At 59.7% G+C, this 631-nt stretch carries 1 protein-coding gene; it reads right to left on the bottom strand.

Annotated elements, in window-relative coordinates:
* Positions 1–274: 274 nt before the first annotated feature.
* A partial coding sequence (locus AC5RVV_RS17835; protein ID WP_494002686.1) for a FadR/GntR family transcriptional regulator occupies positions 275–631 on the bottom strand: 357 nt, incomplete at its 5' end.

Here is a 631-nt window from a genome sequence, read left to right as displayed (position 1 = left end):
AAGTAAGCGTGAAGGCTCCGGACCCAAATGCCGTCCGGTCCGTCCGCCGAAGCGGCGGCCAGGGCCTGCGCTACCAACAATCCTCCGTACGGCACACCCCAATGGAAGGCCGGGGGCCGCCGATATATCTGCCGTTACCTTGTGGGCGCGGCCGCAGTAATGAGCACAGCTCCTCGAAGCTTCCGGAGGCCTTCTGCCCGTACCTTTCGGGACTTGTGTCTGTATCGGATTTCATAGTGAATTCCTTCCGGTGACCGGCCTCTGCCTACTGCAGCTAGCGCACCGTCCATGAAATCGGTGTGTCCAGCAGTTCGGGGAATTTTCGTTCCGCGTAGCGGGCATAGGCCGTGATGTGGTCGTGCATGGCCTTTGCGGACGCTTCCGGGTCGCGGGCCGCAATTGCCTCATAGATGCTGGCGTGAGCCTCGTGGACAGCAATCCTGCGATGCTCCGGGTAGTCGATGCCGATCGCGCTTCCGTCGAGCATGCCGAGCAGTGACTCCACGAGATAGCCGAACATTACGTTGCCGGAACCATGGGCAATGATGTCATGGAACCGCTTGTTCATCTCAAGGAACTCCGCTTCGTCACCAATATGCTCGCCCATATGGTCGACGCTGTACTTGAGTCC

The sequence above is a fragment of the Arthrobacter sp. MDT2-34-1 genome, from assembly GCF_059091365.1.
This window is presented reverse-complemented; position numbering and strand designations above follow the sequence as displayed.